Origin of the sequence: Candidatus Planktophila sp., assembly GCF_044348745.1 — a bacterium.
Lineage (GTDB): Bacteria > Actinomycetota > Actinomycetes > Nanopelagicales > Nanopelagicaceae > Planktophila.
The window spans coordinates 1-17,768 of record NZ_JBIKSG010000021.1; the positions used below are offsets into that span (position 1 = coordinate 1).

Annotated in this window: 17 protein-coding genes; 1 reads left to right on the forward strand and 16 read right to left on the reverse strand. The window is 46.4% G+C overall.

Annotated features, from left to right (window positions below):
- Window positions 1-353: 353 nt before the first annotated feature.
- From carB to pyrR, 5 genes are read right to left on the reverse strand one after another with little or no spacing between them, the layout of a single operon-like run.
- Window positions 354-3,614, reverse strand: a complete 3,261-nt coding sequence (gene carB / locus AC9UH7_RS04385; RefSeq protein WP_509595569.1) for a carbamoyl-phosphate synthase large subunit — start codon at window positions 3,612-3,614, stop codon at window positions 354-356.
- Window positions 3,614-4,729 carry a glutamine-hydrolyzing carbamoyl-phosphate synthase small subunit gene (gene carA, locus AC9UH7_RS04390; RefSeq protein WP_509595572.1) on the reverse strand — a complete coding sequence of 372 codons (1,116 nt, stop codon included), beginning with the start codon at window positions 4,727-4,729 and terminating at the stop codon, window positions 3,614-3,616. Before carA ends, carB begins: the two co-directional genes overlap by 1 nt.
- Entirely contained in the window at window positions 4,729-6,036 is a 1,308-nt protein-coding gene (locus AC9UH7_RS04395; RefSeq protein ID WP_509595575.1) for a dihydroorotase, read from the reverse strand. Before AC9UH7_RS04395 ends, carA begins: the two co-directional genes overlap by 1 nt.
- Entirely contained in the window at window positions 6,037-6,984 is a 948-nt protein-coding gene (locus AC9UH7_RS04400) for an aspartate carbamoyltransferase catalytic subunit (protein WP_509595577.1), read from the reverse strand. It lies immediately after the preceding gene.
- Entirely contained in the window at window positions 6,984-7,517 is a 534-nt protein-coding gene (gene pyrR, locus AC9UH7_RS04405) for a bifunctional pyr operon transcriptional regulator/uracil phosphoribosyltransferase PyrR (RefSeq protein ID WP_509595580.1), read from the reverse strand. The genes AC9UH7_RS04400 and pyrR overlap by 1 nt, the downstream gene beginning before the upstream one ends.
- Before the next feature lie 172 nt (window positions 7,518-7,689).
- On the opposite strand from pyrR, the gene AC9UH7_RS04410 reads away from it, so the two are divergent.
- Window positions 7,690-8,115: a helix-turn-helix domain-containing protein gene (locus AC9UH7_RS04410; RefSeq protein ID WP_509595582.1), complete on the forward strand. Its 426-nt coding sequence runs from the start codon at window positions 7,690-7,692 to the stop codon at window positions 8,113-8,115.
- Here the strand turns inward: AC9UH7_RS04410 and nusB are convergent.
- The 11 genes from nusB to alaS all read right to left on the reverse strand — a co-directional run bounded on the left by nusB (window position 8,102) and on the right by alaS (window position 17,718).
- Window positions 8,102-8,524 carry a transcription antitermination factor NusB gene (nusB, locus tag AC9UH7_RS04415; RefSeq protein WP_509595584.1) on the reverse strand — a complete coding sequence of 141 codons (423 nt, stop codon included), beginning with the start codon at window positions 8,522-8,524 and terminating at the stop codon, window positions 8,102-8,104. The genes AC9UH7_RS04410 and nusB overlap by 14 nt on opposite strands.
- A complete protein-coding gene (efp, locus tag AC9UH7_RS04420; protein ID WP_506625817.1) occupies window positions 8,524-9,084 on the reverse strand; it encodes an elongation factor P in 561 nt (186 codons plus the stop codon). The genes nusB and efp overlap by 1 nt, the downstream gene beginning before the upstream one ends.
- An 85-nt stretch (window positions 9,085-9,169) precedes the next feature.
- Window positions 9,170-9,604, reverse strand: a complete 435-nt coding sequence (locus AC9UH7_RS04425; RefSeq protein WP_509595588.1) for a type II 3-dehydroquinate dehydratase — start codon at window positions 9,602-9,604, stop codon at window positions 9,170-9,172.
- Window positions 9,601-10,656 (reverse strand): 3-dehydroquinate synthase, encoded by a 1,056-nt coding sequence (gene aroB, locus AC9UH7_RS04430; RefSeq protein WP_509595591.1) that lies wholly within the window; start codon window positions 10,654-10,656, stop codon window positions 9,601-9,603. The genes AC9UH7_RS04425 and aroB overlap by 4 nt, the downstream gene beginning before the upstream one ends.
- The gene (locus AC9UH7_RS04435; protein WP_509595594.1) at window positions 10,653-11,156 is read right to left on the reverse strand and encodes a shikimate kinase; all 504 of its coding nucleotides are present in this window, start codon (window positions 11,154-11,156) and stop codon (window positions 10,653-10,655) included. The genes aroB and AC9UH7_RS04435 overlap by 4 nt, the downstream gene beginning before the upstream one ends.
- Window positions 11,157-11,165: 9 nt before the next feature.
- Window positions 11,166-12,347 carry a chorismate synthase gene (gene aroC / locus AC9UH7_RS04440; RefSeq protein ID WP_509595595.1) on the reverse strand — a complete coding sequence of 394 codons (1,182 nt, stop codon included), beginning with the start codon at window positions 12,345-12,347 and terminating at the stop codon, window positions 11,166-11,168.
- Complete coding sequence (locus AC9UH7_RS04445) at window positions 12,325-12,762, reverse strand: A24 family peptidase (RefSeq protein ID WP_509595598.1); 438 nt, start codon at window positions 12,760-12,762, stop codon at window positions 12,325-12,327. The genes aroC and AC9UH7_RS04445 overlap by 23 nt, the downstream gene beginning before the upstream one ends.
- A gap of 44 nt (window positions 12,763-12,806) precedes the next feature.
- A complete protein-coding gene (locus tag AC9UH7_RS04450; protein ID WP_509595601.1) occupies window positions 12,807-13,613 on the reverse strand; it encodes a shikimate dehydrogenase in 807 nt (268 codons plus the stop codon).
- Window positions 13,610-14,623, reverse strand: coding sequence for an endolytic transglycosylase MltG (gene mltG / locus AC9UH7_RS04455; protein ID WP_509595604.1), 1,014 nt, complete (start codon window positions 14,621-14,623; stop codon window positions 13,610-13,612). Before mltG ends, AC9UH7_RS04450 begins: the two co-directional genes overlap by 4 nt.
- The gene (gene ruvX / locus AC9UH7_RS04460) at window positions 14,620-15,045 is read right to left on the reverse strand and encodes a Holliday junction resolvase RuvX (RefSeq protein WP_509595607.1); all 426 of its coding nucleotides are present in this window, start codon (window positions 15,043-15,045) and stop codon (window positions 14,620-14,622) included. Before ruvX ends, mltG begins: the two co-directional genes overlap by 4 nt.
- Complete coding sequence (alaS, locus tag AC9UH7_RS04465) at window positions 15,046-17,718, reverse strand: alanine--tRNA ligase (RefSeq protein WP_509595610.1); 2,673 nt, start codon at window positions 17,716-17,718, stop codon at window positions 15,046-15,048.
- Window positions 17,719-17,768 lie beyond the last annotated feature (50 nt).

Sequence of the window (17,768 nt, forward strand, 5' to 3'; positions counted from 1 at the left end):
ACCGGAACAGCTTCTGTGGGAATACCGAAAGAGGTTCCAAGAGGTGCAACGATGTCCAAAACAACACCTTCACCTTGCGCGCATAACCACTTACTTCCCTGGCCGTGTGGAGCAACTATAAGTTCCATAGTCCCGCCAAAGGTCGAACTGATCGAGACGCGCGAGATTGCGAACGCGCGACGCAACACCATGCTAGATGCGCTACCCCCAACATTAATCGCTACAAAATTTCCTGGCTTGCATACATTGGCTAGATCACCAATGTTTATAATAATTTGTTGATACTGACCGACCTTCTTGTTACTTACAATCGGTGCAAGTAGTTGCTGCGCGCTTCTATTGATCTGCATCATCTATGCCAACCACTCTTGTAAAGACTTGATACTTAATGGGTTATTCTGCAAAAAGGCGATTGCATCGACAGCTGCACTGAATCCGGCTGTAGTCGTTATGCAAGGAATTGAACGCTGAACAGCGGCAGTACGTATTGCCCAACCGTCAGCCCGCGTGCCACGTCCAACAGGTGTATTAATGACAAGATCAATCTCACCGGCATTGATGATGTCAACAATTGTCTTCTCGCCCATAGAACCAGTTCCCTCTGAGTTTTTGCGAACTGTGGTGCACTCTATCCCGTGCTCTTGAAGAAAGATGGCTGTTCCCTGTGTCGCCAATATTCTAAAGCCGAGATCTGAAAAACCTTTCGCAGGTTCTATACCTGCACTCTTATCCTTATCGGCAAGAGAAATGAACACAGAGCCTTCTTTTGGTAATGGTCCGAAGGCAGCTATCTGACTCTTTGCATAACTTTCCCCAAAGGAAGAGGAGATACCCATGACCTCGCCGGTGGAACGCATCTCCGGTCCAAGAACAGCATCAACACCACGTCCATCAGTTCTACGGAATCTATTCCAAGGAAGAACTGCTTCCTTGACGGAAATACCTTTTGCAATTCCATCTCCTGTAAGAGGTAACAATCCCTCTTCTCGCAATTGCTGAATCGTCGTTCCCAGAGAAATTCTCGCGGCAGCTTTAGCTAATGCAACACCTGTCGCCTTACTAACAAATGGCACGGTTCTAGAAGCACGAGGATTTGCCTCTAAAACATAAAGTGAATCATCGGCAATTGCGAACTGGATATTTATGAGGCCCCGAACATCTACACCGCGAGCTATTTTCTCCGTGGCTACTCTAATCTCATTCCTTTGCTCATTTGTGACAGTCATAGATGGCAGAACACAAGCGCTGTCTCCACTATGGATGCCAGCTTCTTCGATGTGCTCCATAACGCCGCCGAGAAAGAGCTCATTGCCATCAAATAGTGCATCAACATCAATCTCAATTGCATTATCCAAAAATCTATCAACTAACACAGGATGATCAGGAGTTAGATCCGTAGCTCTGGTAATGAATCCTCCGAGTGCCTCATCATCATAAACAATCTCCATACCTCGACCTCCCAGAACAAACGAAGGTCTTACCAGAACTGGATAACCTATTTCACGAGCAATCGTTGTCGCTTCAAGCTGTGAAGAGGCCATCCCAAACTTTGGCGCAGATAATCCCTGTTGCTCAAGAACTTTTCCGAATGCACCTCGTTCTTCGGCAAGATTAATCGCCTCTGGGGAAGTTCCTAAGATTGTTACTCCATTGGCCTTGAGCCCTGCAGCCAGGCCAAGTGGAGTTTGACCTCCAAGTTGAGTAATCACGCCAAGTACTGGTCCAGCCTGACTTTCAGCATGCACGACTTCTAAAACATCTTCAAGTGTTAATGGTTCAAAATACAAGCGATTGCTGGTGTCATAATCTGTGGAAACAGTTTCAGGGTTGCAATTGATCATAATTGTCTCAAAACCGGCCTCTCTCAGAGTGAAAGAGGCATGAACGCAAGAATAATCAAACTCGATACCTTGCCCAATTCTGTTAGGTCCACTACCTAAAATGATTACAGCCGGTGTAGTGCGGGGAAGAACTTCAGTTTCTTCTTCGTAACTTGAGTAGTAATACGGCGTAAAAGCTTCAAATTCGGCTGCGCATGTATCAACCGTTTTGTAGACCGGTCGAATACCAAGGTGATGACGTGCCTTACGAACTTCGCTTTCTTCTACTCCACGTAAAACGCCAATCTGGGCGTCAGAGAAACCCTGCGTCTTTGCAGTCCTTAGAATCTCTTTCGAAAGCTCGCCGGGTTGGGAAATTACAGAAGCTTGTTCATTTATGAGCTCAATTTGTCGTAGATACCAAGGGTCTATCTTGGTTGCCTCGTAAACTTGTTCAATACTGACTCCAGCCCACATCGCTTTCTGAACTTGTTGCAGCCTGTACTCGGTCGGGATTTTCATTGACTGCAACAAAGAGGATAACTCAGTAGGGGAAATAGTGGGCCATGAAAAAATCGCTTCTTTGCGTTCTAAGGATCTGAGAGCTTTCATCAATGCTTCGGAAAATGAGCGACCGATAGCCATTGCCTCACCGACACTCTTCATTGTTGTCGTCAGGCGAGGATCTGCATCTGAAAACTTTTCAAAAGCAAATCGAGGAACTTTCACGACAACATAATCCAGAGTGGGTTCAAAAGAGGCAGGAGTAACCCTAGTAATGTCGTTTTGAATCTCATCCAAGGTATAGCCAATAGCCAACTTTGTTGCAATCTTTGCGATTGGGAAACCAGTTGCCTTAGAAGCCAGCGCACTGGACCTGGAAACTCTTGGATTCATTTCAATAACAATGATTCTTCCGTTGACTGGATTCACTGCGAATTGAATATTGCAGCCACCAGTGTCCACACCCACTTCTCGAATGATATCGATCGATAAATCACGCAATTTCTGATACTCGACATCAGTTAAAGTCATCGCCGGCGCTACGGTGATTGAATCTCCCGTGTGCACGCCCATAGGATCTAGATTTTCAATGGTGCAAACGATCACTACATTGTCTTTCCGATCGCGCATCACCTCTAACTCATACTCTTTCCAACCGATAATCGACTCTTCTAATAGAACTTCAGAGGTTGGACTATGTCGAAGTCCTGCACCTGCAATTTGGCGCAGCTCTGCTTCGTTGAATGCAATCCCCGAACCAAGGCCCCCCATAGTAAAAGATGGACGGACAACGACTGGATAGTTGAGTTCAACCACTGCCGCCATGATCTCGTCCATTGTGTGACAAATTCTAGATTTGGCCGACTCTCCTCCAACTTTTTCAACTATCCCGCGGAATAACTCACGATTCTCACCACGTTGAATTGCAGCAACGTCAGCACCAATAAGGCGCACTCCATACTTTTGCAGAGTGCCTTGTTCAAATAAACCTATTGCGGCATTCAATGCAGTTTGACCACCCAATGTCGCTAACACCGCATCCGGCTTTTCATGAGCGATGATGCGTTCGATGATTTCAGGAGTAATCGGTTCGATATAGGTTGCATCAGCAAACTCTGGATCTGTCATGATTGTTGCAGGATTTGAGTTAACTAGAATTACCCGAATTCCCTCTGCTCTTAGCACTCGACATGCTTGCGTTCCAGAATAATCAAACTCGCACGCCTGACCGATGACAATAGGTCCGCTGCCAATGACCAGAACGCTTTTTATCGAGGAATCAAGTGCCATTAGGCATTCACCTTCTTTGCCATGAGTTCGACAAAACGATCGAATAGATACGAGGCATCATGCGGGCCAGCGGCAGCTTCTGGGTGATACTGCACAGAGAATGCAGGCCGATCAAGTAGTTGCAATCCTTCAACAACGCCATCGTTTAGACAAACATGAGTAACTTCTCCTCGACCGTAGACGGTCGAAAACTCAGAATCAGTAGGTGCTTTAACAGCAAAACCATGATTATGGGCAGTGATCTCAACACGTCCAGTGTTCTTATCCATTACGGGTTGGTTGATGCCGCGATGCCCAAATTGCAATTTGTAAGTTTCAAAGCCCAATGCTCTACCGAGAATTTGATGTCCAAAACAAATTCCAAAAAGAGGAATTTCTGCAAGCAACAACTCGCGAACGACCTCAATAACAGCGGTCATTGTTGCTGGATCTCCAGGCCCATTAGAAAGGAAAACACCATCGGGCTTTATGGCCAAGATTTCTTCAACAGATGAATCAAAAGGCATGACATGTACTTCCACGCCACGTTCAGCCAGTGCACGAGGTGTAGCAGCCTTGATGCCAAGATCAAGGGCAGCAATCGTAAACAACTTCTTATCTCTAACAGGAACAACGTAGGTCTTGGGCGTGGAAACATCCCGAACCAGATACGCACCTGTCATGGCCTCAGCCTTACGAACTTCGACAACCATCTCTTCACGTGAAAGCTCTAATCCAGAGAAAATACCAACTCGCATTGCTCCTCTATCACGTAAGTGTCTCGTTATGGCACGGGTATCTACACCTTGAATTCCTACCACTCCTTGATCCAACAGTTCTTCTTCCAAATCCTTTTGTGCACGCCAATTAGAAGTCATCGAAGAAGGATTGCGTACTACAAATCCTGCCACCCAAATTCTGGAGGATTCATTATCGTCATCATTTACTCCGGTATTTCCAATATGTGGAGCTGTCATGATTACAACTTGCTTGTGATACGAAGGGTCAGTCAGAGTTTCCTGATATCCGGTCATGCCGGTTTGAAAAACCGCTTCTCCGAAAGTTTTTCCAGTAGCAGCCCATGAGGAACCTTCGAAAATACGACCATCATCTAGAACCAGATATGCCAGAGCCATTACAAACCACCAACCTGCATGATGTTTCCATCCAATAATGAAGCACCGCCCTTGAAGAAGGTGTGAGTAACTACCCCTGGTAATTCATACCCATGATAAGGAGTATTTGAAGATCTTGAGAGAACTAAGTCTCGATCAACTGTCCATCTTTGTTTTGGATTGACTATAACCAGGTTAGCAATTGCACCAACAGCCAAAGGTTGTCCATGTTCGGCATAGCCTCCGACACGTGCTGGGGCGATCGACATACGATCTGCGACCTGGCTCCAATTCATCAAGCCAGTATCAACCATGGTTTTTTGAACTATAGACAACGCTGTCTCTAATCCCAACATTCCAAATGCGGCTTCTTGCCATTCACACTCTTTCGCCTCCGTTGGGTGCGGTGCATGATCTGTTGCAACGATGTCAATTGTTCCATCGGCCAAAGCTTCACGTAGGGCATGGACATCGGTTTCAGTACGTAGCGGAGGATTCACTTTGAAAACGGGATCATAGGATGTAGCAAGATCATCGGTAAGAAGTAAGTGATGGGGAGTAACTTCAGCGGTAACATCGATTCCACGTGCTTTCGCCCAGCGGATGATTTCAACCCCACCAGCCGTTGTTAAATGGCAAATATGCAATCTTGATTTCACATGATCAGCCAGTAAAACATCGCGCGCGATAATTGATTCTTCTGCAACCGCAGGCCAACCTTTAAGACCTAACCGTGCAGATATTTCTCCTTCATTCATCTGAGAACCCATAGTCATTCTTGGATCCTGCGCATGTTGAGCGATCACTCCCCCAAATTTCTTGATGTACTCAAGAGCTCTTCTCATGACAAGTGGATCTGAAACGCAATGTCCGTCATCGCTAAATATGCGAACTCGAGCAACCGAATCAGCCATAGCGCCCATCTCAGATAAAGCTTCACCTTTGAGACCTTGCGTTACCGCACCGATTGGAAAAACATCAAGCAATCCTGCTTCTTGACCTAGTCTATAAACCTGTTCCACTACACCAGCTGTGTCTGCAACTGGGGAAGTGTTGGCCATAGCCGACACGGCGGTGAATCCCCCTTTTGCACCTGCTCGACTTCCACTCAGAACGGTTTCGGCATCCTCGCGTCCCGGCTCGCGCAAATGTGTGTGGAGATCAACTAGACCAGGCAATACAACACAATCTTGAGCGTCGATGAGTGTCTGCGCTTCATCTATATATGACTCTGCAAGAGATGTGATGACACCATTAGAGATCGCGAGATCAGTCTTTTTGCCATCAGGCAGGGAAACATTCTTAATCAAATAGTCAGCAGTGCTCATTTAATTTCCCCCAACTTCTAGTGCTCCGCCAGCGAGTAGAACATACAAAATTGCCATTCGAACGCTTACTCCATTGGCAACTTGTTCTGTGATGACAGAGCGCGCACTATCAGCAACTTCAGCCGAGATTTCCAAACCACGGTTCATAGGTCCTGGGTGCATAACGATGGCACCAGATTTCATGCATGCCATTCGATCAGCATTCAGGCCAAAGTACCTGGAGTACTCACGAGCATTAGGAAAAAACAAATCTGACATTCGTTCCTGTTGAACACGCAACATCATCACTACATCAACATGGGGAATAACCGAATCTAGATCATAAGAAATGGTCACTGGCCAATTACCAATTCCAACGGGAAGTAAGGTGGGCGGTGCCACTAGAGTCACCTTTGCGCCAAGCATTGAAAGCAACAAGACATTTGATCTCGCAACGCGAGAGTGCAGAATATCCCCAACGATCGCAACATTAATTCCTGAAAGATCACTCCGGCCCATGCCAAGATGTTTGCGTATTGTGAAGGCATCTAAAAGAGCCTGGCTTGGATGTTCGTGAGTACCATCCCCCGCATTAACAACACTTCCAGACATCCATTGAGAGTCAGCTAAACGCTGTGCAGCTCCAGATGCCGAATGGCGAATGACTACCGCATCCGCACCCATCGCTTGAAGAGTCATGGCGGTGTCTTTAAGTGATTCTCCTTTACTAAGGCTTGAGCCCTTCGCAGAGAAATTAATCACGTCAGCCGATAGTCGCTTTGCTGCGGCTTCAAATGAGATACGAGTTCTCGTGCTGTCTTCTGCGAAGAGATTAACTATCGTTCGACCACGCAGCGTTGGAAGCTTTTTCACAGCACCATCGCTCACACGGGATAGTTCAGTTGCTGTGTCCAAAATCGATATAGCCTCTACCTTTGTAAGGTCAGAAATTGAAAGTAGGTGACGCATTATTCGCCTCCCTCTTCAATTGTTACTTCATCTCGACCATCTATTTCACTGAGAAAGACTTTTACAGATTGATTCTTCGATGTGGGTAAGTTTTTCCCAACAAAATCGGCCTTGATAGGGAGCTCTCGATGTCCTCGATCAACTAAGGATGCCAGCTGGACAGTTCGTGGACGTCCTATCTCTCCAAGTGCATCTAGGGCTGCGCGTATTGTTCGGCCAGAGAACAAAACATCGTCCACCAAAATCACATCCTTACCTTCAATTCCACTCGTAGGAATTTTGGTCGGCATGATCGCCCTTGGAGGACGCATCCTCAAGTCATCTCTAAACAAAGTGATATCCAATGTTCCGGTTGGAACTTCGGCACCCTCTATAGTGGCAATGATTGAATTAATGCGGGTGGCTAGGTGCGCCCCACGCGTAGGGATGCCTAGTAAGACAATGTTTGAAGAACCTTGATTCTTCTCAAGGATCTCATGGGAAATTCGAGTCAACGCACGTGTGATCTCTTGTGCGGACAGGGCTACGCTCATGTAAATCTCCTTTCCCACCTCTCTGGATGGGTTGTTAAAGGATGCAGGAGCGATACTAGCATCGACTCCATTCTTCTGTGGATATCCAAAACTCCAGGTGTCGAAGGCCAATAGTGTGCCCAGCATGGAAACTAATCACGCTCAAACCCAGATAGAGTATCTTCAAACCAGGATGCGATTCATACGAGAATCACAACACCTAACCCTCCTGCAGGCTGCACGGCTTTCCAACGGTGAAATATCAGCGATTGCATTGGGATCCTATGAAAGAGGAGATCGCTCCGTTAGCACCCGAAAGCTTATACAGATAGCAAACCTTTATAACGTACCGGTCTCAGAACTCTTTGAACGTACAAAAACTCAGCTAGTTCAACGCTCTGTAAGTATCGACCTACGCAAATTGATCAGTACCACTGACCCGAACGGAAGAAAATTGATGGGATACATACGAAACATCGTTCGGATGAGAGGCGACTGGAACGGAGAGATTATTTCCCTACGTTCACAGGACTTGATCAACCTCGAGATATTCAGTGAGATCGCCCCTGAAATAATTCAGGAAATGTTGATTACTTACGGTTTTCCTAGAACGAAATAGTGTCTTTGATACTTGCGATGCGACCGAGAACTCCATGAATATATTTGGATGACTCATCACTAGATAACTCCCGCGCTAGATCTAGAGCCTCATCAATCGCAACGCTGGTCGGCACATTTGTCGACCAAAGAATTTCATATATCCCAAGGCGCAAAATGTTCCGATCCACTGCCGGCAACCGATCCATATCCCAACCCTGCGCGTAGGTCGTTATCAATTCATCAATCCTTCGACGATTATCAGAGACTCCACCAACAAGTTCGCGGGTGTATTCACGGATCGGACGTGCATCCGGTCCTTCCGCGGGAATGTCTCTAGCGTTTAATGTATCGACAAGGTTGGTGCCCCTGATATCTGTCTCATATAACAAATCCAAGGCTTGCTTGCGTGCCTTACTGCGAGCTGACACTAGTTAGCGCGACCCTGGTAAGACCCGTCACGTGTATCAACAAGAACAACTTCATCTTGCTTAATAAACAACGGAACCTGAATTTCGATTCCTGTTTCAACAGTTGCTGGCTTAGTGCCACCTGAAGATCGATCGCCTTGGATTCCAGGTTCTGTGTAAGTAATCTTCAATGGAACAGATGCTGCTAGTTCGATGTATAAAGGATTACCCTCGTTCACAGCCACAATAGCCTCAGTGTTTTCGAGCATGTAGTTGGCTGCATCTCCAACGGTTGCTGCACTAATTGTCATCTGGTCGTAAGTTTTTGTATCCATAAAAACAAAGTCATCGCCCTCTTTATAAAGGTACTGCATTTCACGCTTCTCAAGAATGGCAACATCAACTTTAACACCTGCGTTGTAGGTGCGATCAACAACTTTTCCGCTCAGTACAGACTTGAGCTTGGTGCGAACAAATGCTGGACCTTTTCCTGGCTTAACATGCTGAAATTCAACTACTGTCCAGAGTTGACCTTCGATGTCTAGTGTCATTCCATTTTTTAGATCATTTGTTGTTGCCACAGCTGTTCCACCCGCTCTTTATCTACTTAGTCCGATACAAAGGTAATTGAAGTGATAAGGATACCCGTTGTGACAGGGTGCTTTGTTACTTTGGTACGAGATTTTGCATAGCAATGATGGCCAAAACATAAGAATTAGGTCCAAATCCGCCAATAGTTCCGTTGGCAACACCCGAGATCACAGAGGTGTGTCTGAACTCTTCACGCGAAAGTGGATTTGAAAGATGCACCTCAATTAGTGGTGACTTCACCAATTCGGCTGCATCGCGTATGGCATAGGAATAATGAGTAAACGCTGCCGGATTAATGATCACAGGAATTTTCTGATCAGCCGCCTCATGCAACCAACCAATGATTGTCGCTTCATCGTCGCTTTGGCGAACATCAGCCTCGAAATCATGCTTCTGCGCTGCGATTTCAATCATTGACTTCAATTCAGCGTAATTCAAGTCGCCATAAATCGATGAATCACGGATATCAAGTCTTGAAAGATTCGGTCCGTTTATCACAAGTAACTTCATGAACTAATTCTCTCATAGGCTTGATCAAGTTCGGAGGAGGTTATGTCTTCAATACGCACTGTTGTGCCGATTCCATCTAGCGCTACGAATCTGATGGTGTTGCCTCGAGCTTTTTTGTCCAAGGCAAGTAATGGTGTCAATTTTTGCCATGATTGGCGGTCATAAGAAATTGGTAGTGCATACCTCAACAAGATTGAGCGGTGCCTTTCAACCTCAGATTCAGTCAACAAATTGCGTATGTGAGCCAACTCTGCTGCAAAAACAAGACCAATCGAAACGGCCTCTCCATGGCGCAACGAATACTTTGCGTGCTTTTCGATCGCGTGACCTAATGTGTGACCGTAATTAAGTGCTTCGCGAGCAAAGTTTTCCTTAAAGTCTAAAGACACAACCTTCGCTTTGACTGAGGCAGCCCTTTGAATCAACTCGGTAACAACTTCTGGGTTCTCGCGAAGTGATGAAACGGTATGAGCTTCTGCAATTGTCAGGATTTGTGGATCAGCTATGAATCCACACTTAATGACCTCTGCCATACCTGCTGAAAAATCTCGATCAGATAAAGTCGTGAGGAAGCCTGAATCGATAATCACTGCCGACGGTGAGTGGAAAGCTCCAATCAAATTCTTGCCATAATCAGAATTAACTCCGGTCTTACCTCCTATTGAGGCATCAACCATTCCCGCTAGAGAAGTTGGAACTGCAATCCAGTCCACACCCCGCAACCATGACGCTGCTGCGAAACCAGCTAGATCAGTGACTGCTCCCCCGCCTATTCCAACTATCAAATCCGTGCGGGTAAACCCAGCAGCGCCTAACCAGTTCCAAAGATTTGTGAGCGTTGAAATGCTCTTTCCATCTTCTCCGTCCGGCACTTCAAAGACATGCAAATCACAATCGAGATTCTGTAAACCAGTCATACTTGGAGAGAAACTCTTTGAAACTATGACCGCCACTCGTGTGCGAACGGAAACCTCAGGTGCTAGCTCACCAACCCAAGATTTCGTAAGAGTGATTTCATAAGAGCGTTCAGCCTGGACCACAATCTTGCTCATTTCAGACTCGATTCAATCACTCGAACAACCTCATCAACGCTCATATCGTCAACTTTAATCGAGACTGACGCTAATTTCTCATAAACGGGCCTTCTCTTATCGCTGAGAGACTGCCATTGCGCTCGAGGATTGCCAAGAAGTAAGGGCCGATCACGATTGAAGCCCACACGAGGTGCCGCTGTTGACAGTGACACATCTAAAAAAACAACCTTTGACTGCGAGGAAATCAAGGCATCTTGTGACCGAGTTGCAATGGGTGCACCGCCACCCAAACTAATCACAGCTTCTTCCTCCTGCAAAACACTTTGCAACACTTCGAATTCAACTTCACGAAACACTTCTTCGCCATCTTCGACAAAGATATCGGTTATCTTCTTTGCACGCTTATTTTCAATCAAATCATCTGTATCAAAAAATGGCATCTGTAAATGCTTTGCAAGAGCAAAACCAACCGTACTCTTGCCGCTTCCGGGCGGACCAATCAGGACGATGCGAGACATACCGACCGCCTACTTGAAGTTCAAATGTTGAATATATGCTTGAAAATTACGACGAGTTTCAGACACTGAATCTCCACCGAATTTCTCAAGGACAACCTCCGCCAAAACTAAGGCGACCATCGCTTCGGCAACAACGCCGGCTGCAGGAACTGCACAGACATCGGAACGTTGGTTTATCGCCTTGGCTGCTTCTCCTGTTGCTACATCGATAGTATCTAGAGCTTTTGGAACCGTTGAAATTGGTTTCATTGCAGCTCGCACTCGCAAGATCTCACCATTAGACATTCCGCCTTCGGTGCCACCGGCACGATCGGTGCGACGTACTATCTTTCCATTTGAATCTTTTTCAATTTCATCATGAGCGACAGAGCCACGACGAGTTGCAGTACGGAAACCATCGCCAATTTCAACGCCCTTAATCGCCTGAATCCCCATGACAGCACCAGCTAATTTAGAATCCAGTCGTCGATCCCAATGAACATGTGAACCTAATCCTGATGGCATGTTGAAAGCGAGCACTTCCACAACTCCACCCAAGGTGTCTCCATCTCGATGAGCGTTTTCAATCTCAGTGATCATCAAAGAACTCGTATCCGGGTCTGCACAACGCACTGGATCTGCATCAATGACACTCATGTCACCGGCTTTTGGTAATGCCGCATCATCTGACACCCTGACTGAGCCAATAGATAAAACGTGGCTAAGAATAGTTATCCCAACGGTCTGTTCAAGAAAATTTCGAGCTACTGCGCCAAGTGCGACGCGAGCCGCAGTTTCACGAGCACTAGCCCGCTCTAAAATGGCTCGTGCATCATCCAAGTCATACTTTTGCATACCAACCAAGTCAGCATGACCTGGTCGAGGACGAGTCAACGGTGCGTTTCGGGCAAGATCTTTAATCTCTTCAACTGGCACAGGATCTGCCGACATAACTTTTTCCCATTTAGGCCACTCTGAATTTCCTACTTGAATTGCAATAGGACCACCTTGAGTTAAACCAAGACGCACACCTCCAAGGATGGTTACCTTGTCAGCTTCAAAATTCTGACGGGCACCACGACCAACACCTAAACGACGACGTTGAAGGTGAAAGTCGATATCGGCAGTTGTGATTGAAACAGAAGCGGGAATTCCTTCGACTATCGCACTAAGTGCCTGTCCATGTGATTCACCAGCAGTTAACCAACGCATACGCGTATTCTTGCAGATAAGACTGCTTAGCCGTTGCCAAATAAGTTGCAAACCCGAGAAAAATACTGGGAGCAAACGGGATCCTCAAGGGAATCCGTCCACGAAGCAGGGAAAGTGCCACTATGTGAATGGTTGCTAAGAGAAAAACGGAAGAGATGAGCGAATTAAAGGCATTTGTATGTGTCACCAGGATCAGAGCCAAGATCTTAATATCGCCCATACCAACCCGAATTAACATTAAAAAGAGCAAGAAAGAAATTGGAATAACTAAAGCCTGCCAACTGCCAACACCGTGAATTATCAGATGAGTTAAGGTCGCATAGGCAAGAATCTTGCTATAGATGTTCGGTATTACAAAAGCGTCTATATCAGCAATGCAGATTGGAAGCGAAAACAGAATGAGAGCGAAATCCATGCCTTAAGTTACAAGGAAACAACGCTGCTAAACGTGCCTGTGAATTAGGAAAGTGCCCTCTCGCCTTCGATGCGAAGCGCCTTTGCCATATCGCTTCGTTCGATCGAGACATCGGCAAAAAACTCAACCTGAGAAATAGCCTGATGAATCAATAAATCCAATCCGTCTATTCCATACCCTCCCGAGTTTCGCCAGTGAGAGAGCAATTGAGTTGGCCACGGATTGTAGAGAACTTCGAAAAGCGTCCCCTGCGTTGAAGATATCTGGTCACAAAATACTGAAGCGGTATTCCCCGGGGTGGTGTTCACCACCAGATCAAAATCTTCAAAACTAATCTGTGAAGTCCAAGGAATAAAACTAATCTCTGTCCTTGGTCCCGCTTGACGCATTGCTTCTTCACGACTTGGATTTCGATTGACGACACAGATGCTCGAACTTGCTCCATCACAGGATGCGATCACAGCTCTAGCTGTTGCACCTGCGCCAATTACTAGAAGCTTTCCATCTGCTTTCTTACCATGAGATTGCAATGCGTATGAAAATCCTTCAACATCAGTACTAGTTAACTCCCACTTGCCCTCAACCTTGCGCAATGTATTGCCGCTTTGAATTTGTACGGCAATATCTGTTACGGAGTCCGCAATGCAGAGCGCCTCTTCCTTAAGTGGCATTGTCAATGACAGGCTGTTGAAGTGAGCGCCTTGGCTGTTGAGAAAGTTTTTTAACGCGCCAAACTCGACCTCACGGCTCTCATAGGTGCCCTGAATTCCCAACATCTCATAGGCTTTTCTATGCAAAAGAGGGCTCAGTGAATGTGAAATTGGTGAACCCAGAACTGCAGCGGTAATCACTTAAACGCACCCGCTTTACGGTTCTTCGTATAGAGAGCTTTCCATGTATTGAACTCATCTAACGATTTGGTGAAGCGAGTATCACCGGGCGCAACGGTAATGAAATACAACCAATCTCCCACTGCAGGGTTCATGGTTGCATCCATAGCAGCCACCCCAGGATTACCTATCGGACCAGGTGGAAGTCCGTATTTGCGATATGTGTTGTATGGGGAATTAATCATGGTGGATCTAGTGCTGAGAAAAATCTGACCACGCAATTTCATAATGTAATGAACAGTTGAGTCCATTTGCAGCGGCATGCCGATTTTCAATCGATTGAAAATCACTCGTGCTACCTTCGTAAAATCTTCTTCGCCGCCCTCTGCTTGAACTATCGAGGCGATAGTCAGCAACTGCTGTGGCGTGAAATCCTTATTCCCTTGTAGCAATTTTTGGGCTACTGGTTCAGACTCAAAACGCGAAATCATGGCTTGCACAGCGGTATCAGCTGTAGTTCCTTTAGGAAAACTGTATTGAGCCGGAAAAAGCAATCCCTCGATCTGACGAAAGCCTTGTGGGAGATTGGCATTTGAAAATCCCCGTGCTACATCTTTAGAGCTAAAACCATAAGCCAAGAGCGCGGTTGTTATCTCGCTCTTCCATTCGCCCTCATACACCCGCACCAAATTCGGTATTCGATTGGGGTCTAATAATTGTTCTAGAGCTTGTTGCGCAGATATCTTGAGGGTAATGCGATGGCTTCCAGGTGAGATCTTCTCAGAGCGCTTATCGCCTACTGCAACTCTGAAGAATGCTTGCGAGGATTTAATGACACCATTCTCGAAAAGTATTTTTGCGATTGCAGATCCTGAGGCACCACTTGGGATGTCGATAACCACTTCATTGGCCCCTGAAATAGAAGTGTTATCCGGGAAATCTGGAGCTGCCGCTGGACCAGAGCGCTGAAAGAGAATAAACGCCAACAACAGGAATATCGCTAGTACCCCTGCGCCTATTTTTGTTTTCATTTGCGTCTCTCAATTTCAAGAGCGAAATCCAAAATAGCAACCGCCGATGCCATGTCTATTGAATCTTTGGAATCCTTCGCATTACGCCCAGCATCCCGTAAGTTTCGGGCTGCACTAATCGTGCTCATCCGTTCATCAATCATTTCTATCGGAGTGACAGTAAGAGTTTGAAGCAAATCGACAAAGGCAAAGGCTTTCTCTGAAGCAACTCCATCACTCCCACTCAAAAGTGCCGGACGACCAACATAAATCATGATTGGTTCAATCTCAGCAAAAATTTCAAGTAACTGCTTGGATAAGTTTTTCTCTGACGACTTAAGGGTAGTTAATGGGGATGAAAGAATCGCATCCGCATCACACGCTGCGACGCCAATACGAACATCACCAAAATCAAAAGCGATACGACGTCCGCGTTGCATCATTTATCCAATGAGTGCGTTTGAGATCGCGGTCAGAGCATCGAGCGACTTTGACGCATCCGTACCGCCGCCTTGGGCGAAATCGTCTTTTCCGCCGCCACCACCGCCAAGAACTGTTGAACCAATTTTCACTAGAGCGCCAGCCTTTACTCCGCTAGCTCTAGCCCCTTCGCTTGTGGCAACAACCAGCACTGGCTTGCCATCGTTGGCACTAATCAAGGCAACAACAGATTTCTCGTCACGAGAGCGCAGATCGATTGCAATCTTGCGCAGGTCATCACCTGAGACTCCATCGGCCATTACCGATGAGATGTAAGAAATGCCATTTAACACAGTTGCAGATTTAGCGAGTTCTCCAACTTGCGAAAGTGCCTGTGCGGAGCGAACTGAAGCTAACTCCTTTTCGATCTCTTTCATCTTGTTGAGGAGATCTGAAATTCGCTCAGGTAACTCCTCTGTGCGTGCTCCCTTTATCAACTCAGTTAATGAATTGAGCAAGAGATGCTCCCGCGCTAGGAACTTGTATGCATCAACACCTACAAGTGCTTCAACTCGTCGAACACCTGCTCCAATAGAAGATTCGCTCAGCAATTTGATAACACCCAACTGACCTGAACGCTCAACGTGGGTTCCTCCGCAGAGTTCGCGCGCCCAATCCCCCACACTCACAACTCTTACAACATCGCCGTACTTCTCACCGAAAAGCGCCATAGCTCCCAGTTCTTTGGCTTTTGCTTGGCTCATGCTTTCAGCAGTGACTTCCAAGTTATCAAGCAAAAGTGTATTTACTCGAGATTCAACATCATCTAGAACACTTGCTGGCACAGAGCTGGTCGATGGGAAATCAAAACGAAAACGACCAGGTGAGTTCTCAGAACCAGCTTGGGTCGCTGTCTCTCCAAGAATTTCACGAAAAGCCTTGTGCACCATGTGAGTTGCAGTGTGTGCTCTTGAGATCGCATGACGGCGTTGAATGTCGATTTCAGCCAGGGCTTCACTACCTACCTCGACCGCTCCATTAATTACTCGACCTCTATGCACGGACAAACCTGGCACTGGTGATTGCACATCATCAATTTCAATGACCGCACCATTGCCCAATGTGATACGCCCACCATCGGCTAACTGGCCACCACCCTCAGCATAAAATGGAGTTCTATTAAGAACAATCTCAACATCATCACCCTCTGATGCACTTGCAACACCAACACCATCAACAACAATGCCAGTTAATTTGGATTCCGAACTTTGATGGGAGTAACCAATAAATTCACTCTTCCCACTCTTATCTGCGATGGTCTTATAAACAGAGACATCGGTATGGCCTGATTTCTTCGCTTTCGCATCGGCTTTAGCGCGATCCTTCTGCTCTTTCATAAGGCGTCGGAATCCATCTTCATCAACTTCAAGGCCTTCTTCACGAGCCATTTCAAGTGTTAAATCAAACGGGAATCCATAAGTGTCGTGAAGTTTGAAGACTTCATCACCCGGCAAGACTGTAACGTTGCTCTTTTTCAGGGCAACGGAGGCTAAATCAAATATCTGCGTTCCACTCTTAAGGGTTTGCAGAAAACTTTCCTCTTCTGAAACGCTCACCGATAAAATACGGTTTTTGTCAGAAACTAACTCTGGATATTGTGGCCCCATGGCTGCAATTGCAGCAACGGTCAGCTCTGACATAATCGGATCCATCGAGCCTAGAAGGCGCATATTGCGGATTGTTCTACGCATCATTCGGCGCAAAACATAGCCACGTCCTTCATTTCCAGGTGTGACACCATCGCCAATAAGCATGGCCGATGTGCGCGCATGATCTGCAATTACACGCAACGCAACATCTGACTTCTCAGAGGATCCGTATTTGACACCCGTTAACTCAGATGCGCGATTTAGAATCATTATTGTTGTATCAATTTCATAAATATTTTCGACGCCTTGCAGTAAAGCCGCTGTGCGCTCTAAGCCCAATCCAGTGTCAATACTCTTTGCTGGCAATTCACCAAGAATTGGATAACTATCTTTTCCGTTACCGGCTCCGCGTTCGTTTTGCATGAACACCAGGTTCCAAATTTCAAGGTACCGGTTCTCATCAGCGATGGGACCACCCTCAGCGCCATATGCTTGACCACGATCGTAATAAATCTCAGAACAAGGACCGCATGGACCCGGAACTCCCATGGACCAGAAGTTATCTGCCATGTCACGACGTTGAATACGCTCTTTTGGAACACCGATCTTGTTGTGCCAAATGTCAGCTGCTTCATCATCATCTAAATAAACGGTCACCCATAATTTTTCCTCGGGGAAACCATAACCACCATCTGAAATCGGACGTGTAAGAAGCTCCCAAGCAAGTGCTATTGCACCCTCCTTGAAGTAATCACCAAATGAGAAATTTCCACACATTTGAAAGAAGGATGCATGACGCGTCGTCTTGCCAACTTCATCAATATCTAACGTGCGCACACATTTCTGTACTGATGTTGCGCGTTGATACGGTGGTGTTACTTCACCGAGAAAGTAAGGCTTAAAGGGAACCATTCCCGCATTAACAAGTAAAAGATTTGGGTCATCAGCGATCAATGATGCTGAGGGCACGACTGTATGCGTTAAACCCTGACGATTATCAGATTCAAAGAAGCGCAGCCAGCGCGAACGGATCTCGGCGGATTCCACTAGCTAGGATCACTCCGCCTTCTTCTTCTTTGAGCGGCCTTTACTCATTT

Bases quoted from the DNA above. Each gene is read 5' to 3' on its own strand.
- carB (WP_509595569.1), bottom strand. From the start codon at position 3,614: ATGGCACTTGATTCCTCGATAAAAAGCGTTCTGGTCATTGGCAGCGGA.
- carA (WP_509595572.1), bottom strand. From the start codon at position 4,729: ATGGCTCTGGCATATCTGGTTCTAGATGATGGTCGTATTTTCGAAGGT.
- AC9UH7_RS04395 (WP_509595575.1), bottom strand. From the start codon at position 6,036: ATGAGCACTGCTGACTATTTGATTAAGAATGTTTCCCTGCCTGATGGC.
- AC9UH7_RS04400 (WP_509595577.1), bottom strand. From the start codon at position 6,984: ATGCGTCACCTACTTTCAATTTCTGACCTTACAAAGGTAGAGGCTATA.
- pyrR (WP_509595580.1), bottom strand. From the start codon at position 7,517: ATGAGCGTAGCCCTGTCCGCACAAGAGATCACACGTGCGTTGACTCGA.
- AC9UH7_RS04410 (WP_509595582.1), top strand. From the start codon at position 7,690: ATGCGATTCATACGAGAATCACAACACCTAACCCTCCTGCAGGCTGCA.
- AC9UH7_RS04425 (WP_509595588.1), bottom strand. From the start codon at position 9,604: ATGAAGTTACTTGTGATAAACGGACCGAATCTTTCAAGACTTGATATC.
- aroB (WP_509595591.1), bottom strand. From the start codon at position 10,656: ATGAGCAAGATTGTGGTCCAGGCTGAACGCTCTTATGAAATCACTCTT.
- AC9UH7_RS04435 (WP_509595594.1), bottom strand. From the start codon at position 11,156: ATGTCTCGCATCGTCCTGATTGGTCCGCCCGGAAGCGGCAAGAGTACG.
- aroC (WP_509595595.1), bottom strand. From the start codon at position 12,347: ATGCGTTGGTTAACTGCTGGTGAATCACATGGACAGGCACTTAGTGCG.
- AC9UH7_RS04445 (WP_509595598.1), bottom strand. From the start codon at position 12,762: ATGGATTTCGCTCTCATTCTGTTTTCGCTTCCAATCTGCATTGCTGAT.
- mltG (WP_509595604.1), bottom strand. From the start codon at position 14,623: ATGAAAACAAAAATAGGCGCAGGGGTACTAGCGATATTCCTGTTGTTG.
- ruvX (WP_509595607.1), bottom strand. From the start codon at position 15,045: ATGATGCAACGCGGACGTCGTATCGCTTTTGATTTTGGTGATGTTCGT.